The sequence below is a fragment of the Pseudovibrio sp. Ad46 genome, from assembly GCF_001623065.1.
Taxonomy (GTDB): Bacteria; Pseudomonadota; Alphaproteobacteria; order Rhizobiales; family Stappiaceae; genus Pseudovibrio.
Map to the genome: position 1 here is coordinate 1 of NZ_LMCG01000028.1, position 6,138 is coordinate 6,138.

The 6,138-nt window shown below is 47.8% G+C and carries 8 protein-coding genes; 6 read left to right on the top strand and 2 right to left on the bottom strand.

Features of this window, described 5'->3' with window-relative positions; all coding sequences use genetic code 11:
- From PsAD46_RS06270 to PsAD46_RS06295, 6 genes are all read left to right on the top strand, one after another.
- Positions 1 to 542 (top strand): putative peptidoglycan-binding domain-containing protein (locus PsAD46_RS06270; RefSeq protein WP_063306405.1); only part of this gene is annotated, 542 nt, incomplete at its 5' end.
- 1 nt (position 543) lies between these two features.
- Entirely contained in the window at positions 544 to 837 is a 294-nt protein-coding gene (locus PsAD46_RS06275) for a hypothetical protein (protein WP_063306406.1), read from the top strand.
- 117 nt (positions 838 to 954) lie between these two features.
- Entirely contained in the window at positions 955 to 1,269 is a 315-nt protein-coding gene (locus PsAD46_RS06280) for a hypothetical protein (RefSeq protein ID WP_153040703.1), read from the top strand.
- A 169-nt stretch (positions 1,270 to 1,438) separates the two neighbouring features.
- The gene (locus PsAD46_RS06285; RefSeq protein ID WP_063292575.1) at positions 1,439 to 1,660 is read left to right on the top strand and encodes a hypothetical protein; all 222 of its coding nucleotides are present in this window, start codon (positions 1,439 to 1,441) and stop codon (positions 1,658 to 1,660) included.
- A gap of 441 nt (positions 1,661 to 2,101) precedes the next feature.
- Positions 2,102 to 2,902: a hypothetical protein gene (locus PsAD46_RS06290; protein ID WP_063292576.1), complete on the top strand. Its 801-nt coding sequence runs from the start codon at positions 2,102 to 2,104 to the stop codon at positions 2,900 to 2,902.
- A gap of 30 nt (positions 2,903 to 2,932) precedes the next feature.
- Positions 2,933 to 3,850, top strand: coding sequence for an AraC family transcriptional regulator (locus PsAD46_RS06295; protein ID WP_063292577.1), 918 nt, complete (start codon positions 2,933 to 2,935; stop codon positions 3,848 to 3,850).
- A gap of 432 nt (positions 3,851 to 4,282) precedes the next feature.
- On the opposite strand, the gene PsAD46_RS06300 is transcribed toward PsAD46_RS06295, so the two are convergent.
- Both PsAD46_RS06300 and PsAD46_RS06305 read right to left on the bottom strand, forming a co-directional pair.
- Positions 4,283 to 5,092, bottom strand: coding sequence for a hypothetical protein (locus PsAD46_RS06300; protein WP_063292578.1), 810 nt, complete (start codon positions 5,090 to 5,092; stop codon positions 4,283 to 4,285).
- A 444-nt stretch (positions 5,093 to 5,536) separates the two neighbouring features.
- Positions 5,537 to 6,004 (bottom strand): DUF2971 domain-containing protein, encoded by a 468-nt coding sequence (locus tag PsAD46_RS06305; RefSeq protein ID WP_063306407.1) that lies wholly within the window; start codon positions 6,002 to 6,004, stop codon positions 5,537 to 5,539.
- Positions 6,005 to 6,138 lie beyond the last annotated feature (134 nt).

The window sequence follows — 6,138 nt, forward strand, 5'->3', positions numbered from 1 at the left end:
TGCCGCGTGGGTTGGACTATGCCGTTTTTGATTGCGCTGTAAACTCCGGCCCGGCGCGGGCCGTCAAGATCTTGCAGAAGATCCTCAAAGTCAAAGTAGACGGTGTGTTGGGTGTGCTCACTTTAGCTGCTGTGAAGGCACATTCTACCACGGCTTTAATCAATCTGTTTTCTGCAGCTCGCCTGAAATTTATGAAGCGGCTGAAAAACTGGCCCTACAATAAAACCGGCTGGTCGCGACGTGTGCGCCATGTGCAGGAGCGCTCCCTTGAACTGGTCAACCATGCCATGATCAAGCGTGCTCCGATTCCAGATCTGGAACCTCATGAAAATGAGGAAGGCTCAAAGGCGGTTGATGAGGAAACCAGCGCACTCAGCGCATGGCTTAGCCCGGATGGTATCACCAAGGGCGCTATGGCTGCTTCTGGTTTCTCCGGCATTCTGGCGGGCTCCGGGCCGGTGCAATGGGGCTTTGCTGTCGCTCTGGTTCTCAGTGTGGGCGTTGCTGGCTATTTGCTGATCAATAAAGAACGGGCCGCCTGACATGGGAGCGGTTCTTTTCTTTCTGATGAGAACGAAGACGGGGCGGGCGCTGGCGGCCGCCCTTCTTCTTTATGCGCTTGCGGCCATTGCCTGGCACCAGATCCGGCAGGGGGCGTTTATCGAGGCAGAGCATCAAGCTTTGCGAGGGGCTTTGAAAGCGGAACAGCAAAGGACGCAGGACGATGCCTATTTGCAAGGTCTTGAAGATTACCGCTTGTGTCTTGAGTACTTTGATGATTCCGGGTTGCGAAACGTTGCAGAGTGCGAGCAGTTGCAGTGGATTCACAAAGAATAACTTAAGCCCTGCCGGGTTCGTGGCGCTTGTGAAAACGGATCGGGCAGGGGCGGATAGAGTTGCAGCAAATGACAGGAACGGACAGAGGCGGAACTGCTGGAAATGACGGATACTATCTTGGAGATTTTCTACCGTCTTCCGTTCTGGAAAACGGCCGTCATTGTTGCTTTTGCGATGGTGGGGACTTTGATGCATAAAGAGGCGGGTTTTTGGCAAAGAGTGCTGACATTTTCTTGCGGAGTGTTGGCGGCCGCAGTTTTCACAGATCCGCTGTTGCAGCTCATAGGGCTGCAGGCTGAGCTTGATGATCCAACAGCCGGAGTGCTGGCGTTAAGCGGCCGTAACATTGCAGCGTTTGTGCTGGTGGCTTCAAGAGATCCGGTGAAGGCTGCTAAAGAGATCTTGGGCATTATTCGGGGCTCTGGGAAATAGAGAGTTCCTTTTAAGTCCTGCAAATCCACCTAGGATAATTTGACAATTAATAAGCCCCTCTGCGCTGGACGCAGAGGGGCCTTTTTGATTCACATAGAAGGCTGGAGGTTCAAAACCTTCTCAAGAAATGCGCCAGGACGATTTGAACCGCTAAGATCCGGGGGACAAAATGCAGGAAAAACGTAATTTGAATAATGGTCTGGTGATTGTTTCGCGCTGGCAGTTGCTCTTGTCGTGGATGCAGCGGTTTTTTTTGGTTGGTTCCGGCGTTTGTGTCCGCATGTGCGGTTATTGCTGCAGGCTGGTATATGCTGCAAGCCGTGGTGAGCTGGAACACGTTGGCTGCCATCGTATGGCTTTGGTGTGGGGTTGTGGCTTTCGCTTACGCTAGATACTGCATTTGCCGAATTGCTGGATATCGTGGAGAATTAGCAGATTAGTAGCAAACGCAGGCCCCGAGACGTGACGATGGTATCTAGGTGCAGCATGCTGTTTTCGACCATTTGCGGACGTTCGCACTACCTTTGAACATCCTAAGTTAGGGCTCGCCTTCAACTTCTAGTCGATACCATCGGACTTCCTGGTGAAGGCAGCAAGCAGCACTTTGTAGATGCGCAAGAAACGGCTTACGGGACAAACTGTGATTTCGCTGCGTTTGCCCCGATGCCCGCTTTCACGAAACCTATTCGGCTACATCTTAACGACTCCGGCTACATCTCGTCCAGAGACGGCAGTAGCGGCAGGGTATACGTTGTTCACCAGTAACAGCTCAAACGAAAGGGCCAAGCTGATGAACAACTTATTGACTATTATCGCTGCCGGAGGAATTCTTATGACTAACACAATCGCTTTCGCGGATGAAACGAATGCTCTTCGCTATTCCGCTGATGACATGATCGCGTCACTCGAAGATAACGACCCATCAAAGCATGAAGAACTGATCATAGAAGACGGACGCCTCAGAGTCGTTGGAGACGGCGAAGGCATCGGATGGTTTTCCGATAGCCAGGGACCGCTTCTTTATAGTGATGTGACCGGAGATTTCATGATCGAAACAGAGGTTTCTATGCACCGCAAAGATGGCGAAGAAGGTCTGCCAGAAGGTAATTTCTCTTCTGCTGGTTTGCTTGTTCGTGCGCCGGGCGGCACGCAGGGCAATGAAAACTGGCTCATGTTCAATATCGGGTTTCAGAACCGTTTCTACGGTCGTGAACTGAAGGTTACGCGGCCGATGAATATTCCAAAAGAAGAAAACCCAATGTACGATTTTGGGATGCATTCACTTTCCACTCTGTATTTGCTGCCAGAAGAAAACACCGGCCCGATGAAACTGCGTGTTGCTCGGATCGATAATGAGCTTCGCGCATATTACTTTACTGATGGCCTATGGCATGAACAGGTGCTGCAGCAGGGTATGGAAGTTTTTGGCAACGGGATAAATGAACCAGTCAGTGAATTTGGCAATGGTCACTTTCGCCCCAATGGAATGAACCTTCCGGAAACTGTTCAGGCCGGTATTCTGGTCAATGCCGGCATTGACGGGACCAGCTTGGCTCCAAAACGCGATGGCTATGCTTTGTTCTCTTATGTTGAGATCGCTCCGATTTCGACATTTGAAGAAGCGTTGAACTAAGTCCCGCGAAAAGTAATAGTGTAGTGCCATATGACAAATCATACCGAAATCCAGCATGTCGCCACAATCTCCGAATTGCATCGCAATCTGGAATTGGCAAAGCCGCTGCATCCGCTTGTCAGCCTGATCCGGCTAGATGATCTGGACTTTAGCAAATACGTGGAACTGGTTCGATTTTCATATGGATTCTACACGGTCTCTCTGAAGCGTGGGATTCAAAACAAAGTGCATTACGGGCACCGCAGCTACGACTTTGACGAGGGCGTTCTTGCTCTCGTTAAGCCGCATCAGGTGATGGCGATGCAGGCTCATCCTGATGACGACATAACCGGCTGGATGCTTGCTTTTCATCCCGACTTTTTATCGGGATATCCGCTGTCGGAAAAGATCCGTAAGTATGGTTTCTTTTCATATGAGGTGGATGAAGCACTGCACCTATCTGATCGTGAAGAACAACTGCTGCTGACCCTCATGCAGCAACTCTATCAAGAGTATTCAGATCGGATCGATGCCTTTAGCCAGGATGTCATGATCTCGCAGCTCGACCTGCTGCTTAGTCATGTTAACCGTTTCTACAATCGACAGTTCCTGACCCGGAAAAAGAGTAATGCCAACATACTGTCGAAGTTGGATGCCTTTCTGGAAGATTATTTCGACAGCGGCAGAGCATATTCAGACGGTTTCCCATCCGTAGTTCAATTGGCGAAATACCTGTCGGTCTCGACAAGCTACCTTAATGATATGCTCACGTCGCTTACCGGTTCATCAGCTCGCGATTACATCCAACGATTGGTAGTAAGGAAAGCCAAACTTAGCCTGTCTTTGACAGTCAAGTCCGTCAGCGAAATCGGATATGCGCTGGGTTTCCAGCACTCGCAATCATTCAGCAAGTTTTTCAAAAAACACACCAACTTGTCCCCAAGCGAATATCGGAAATCAGTTCACTAAAACCAAACCTTCCTCCGCCTGGAGGTCACGGATCTTAACCTTAATTCGAAAAGTTGCCATTGGCTCAAGCCGCAGCATTAGGTATTTTGGGCTCTTTGCAGACTACCCAAGCGGTCACAACAGCCTATGATAGGCCGACCCAATAAGATCTTCAGAATTTCCTTTATACAAACAGCATCAACCCCCTGGCGGAAACACGTAAAGGTCCGCAGCTGGCCCGAATTTCTAGCCATTCCTGACGCGTAGCGTGACCATTGCTGCCATTGGCCTGCTCACGGAACAGCCACAGCTGATGTGAAACGTCAACCTAAAGTAGATCTTACTCAGGTTATCGCAGAGGGCGTTTATGTGCTTGTAGCGAATTGAGATCATCACGATTATGGGCTCAGTTTACTTGAGACTGTAAATCAGGATAATCTCAATCCGATAAAGCTAATCGTTTTGTTTGATAAAACTACAAGACGCGTCCGCATCGAGTTCTCTAGCAAGTGCACACAACCAGTTTACCTGGCAATTTCGATCCTCTCTATAGTCATCGCCTGTATTTACTCCAGTGTCACTAATGATAAATCCATTGGAGGTAAATGAGCCTTGCAAATCCTCAAAAGCATAACTGACACGGGCCAATGTACTTGAAAGGGAGGCAATAGAATTCCCATTCACTGAGCTAATTAGCTTTGTATACCCACTGTCATTGAACAAGGGCTCCATCGCCTTTCTTAGCTCGTAAGCGAAGGTTGCCTCATCTGTTAAGTATGTCCAGTGACAAACACCATTAGGTTCGAGCGATTGAAAATCTGCGTGCAATGACTTCCAAGTCCCATAAAGAAACTCCTCAAGAATGAAGTGACAATCTTTACTTGGATTTTCTGCATCGTGCTGAGCACACACGAAAGGATTAATTCGGGTATGATTTGTTGGATAAAAATTAACAAGTTGATCCCGGAAGTCTCGCTCTAGTGTGTTGTAATCTTGGATCTGATCACGCATCTCATAAAAGCAACTTAAAGGGGTGTTTCCTTGATCAATACAGGTCTTGATAACTAATGCAGGCTTGGGGATCAGGAAAGCTGCTTTAAAGTTACCAGCTCCAAGAAAGGAGCTTGGATTGATGAAATAAGATTGCTCGTATGCTTCGAGCTCAGATAGATGATCATAATGCGCAGCATTTTGCGCGGAGACCAAACTTGAATCTATGCAAGACATCACTGTTACAAGGGCAAATAGCGTTGTTTTTTTCATTCTTCTTCTCTGTTTTCACAACTACATATGAAGAAGACGCTATCCACTTAAATGAGTGAGTAAACTGGTTTTGTCTTGATTAATGATCGATGAAGGAAAAGTGCCTCGTATGGATTGACCTCTCACATGTGAGTGGCCTCTTCCCTTATCCTCGCCACTGCCCTTCTCCCTGAACGGTTTGATAAACTGTCATCATAATTTCCATGCCACGCCTCTAATATAGTTGGCTTCTTCAAATCTTCTTGCTTCATTGGTACAGCCATCAAAGTCATTCAACCGCTGTGTTGCTATGCTGGAGATTTGCGGGCGTTGATCGGAGTACAGAGCCTCCCGGGTGCCCTCTGTGTCAGGGAAGTTGTCCGCGTCTCCATTTTTGTCTATTTAGTACGAGGGCGAGGTAGGATGAATACGTGGGATACTCACCGGCACGAAAAGAGGCAGTGCCTATGTGTTTGTCGCTAACAGTTCGCCCTGCTGGACACTTTCATTGACTGTATACTCATATCTCCCAAACGCAGGTCGAGTTTGCTTGACTTGAACAGTTGAAGTGTAATCTGCTTTACTTATCAATCTTTCATAATCAGAGACACTTTTGGGGCATTTATCGCCGAGGTAAACCTCTTTCAAAATCATAGTGCTATCAAGTTTATGGAACCAAAAATTGCCGCGTTCTTTGCATGACGATTTAGGCACAATCATCCGCATTTCTTTCTCGTGTTTCCAATCAATAAATTTAGTGTGCAATAATTTATCCATAACATCATATTGGTTCTTTTTAAGATCTAGTTCATCGAGAGATACTTTTGTTTTGGTATATCTAATTGGTGTAACAATCGCGTCTGCGCCTTGGAAGTTGGGAACGTCAAAACCTAGACATACGCCTTTGCCTCTGTTTGCGTAATAACCCCACATTAAACGTTGTTCCCCATCGAAGCCTTATGGACAGATCGGTTAATTTGAATAAGGGAGTGTTTTGGCTCATGATCATGAGATTAGGAGTGAACAATGGGGCACAACACACGGACCGCCAGCGCTGCAGCTGAGAA

What these genes read in the sequence shown, in the direction of transcription:
- PsAD46_RS06275 (WP_063306406.1), top strand. Translation starts at nt 544, where the DNA reads ATGGGAGCGGTTCTTTTCTTTCTGATGAGAACGAAGACGGGGCGGGCG.
- PsAD46_RS06285 (WP_063292575.1), top strand. Translation starts at nt 1,439, where the DNA reads ATGCAGGAAAAACGTAATTTGAATAATGGTCTGGTGATTGTTTCGCGC.
- PsAD46_RS06290 (WP_063292576.1), top strand. Translation starts at nt 2,102, where the DNA reads ATGACTAACACAATCGCTTTCGCGGATGAAACGAATGCTCTTCGCTAT.
- PsAD46_RS06295 (WP_063292577.1), top strand. Translation starts at nt 2,933, where the DNA reads ATGACAAATCATACCGAAATCCAGCATGTCGCCACAATCTCCGAATTG.
- PsAD46_RS06300 (WP_063292578.1), bottom strand. Translation starts at nt 5,092, where the DNA reads ATGAAAAAAACAACGCTATTTGCCCTTGTAACAGTGATGTCTTGCATA.
- PsAD46_RS06305 (WP_063306407.1), bottom strand. Translation starts at nt 6,004, where the DNA reads ATGTGGGGTTATTACGCAAACAGAGGCAAAGGCGTATGTCTAGGTTTT.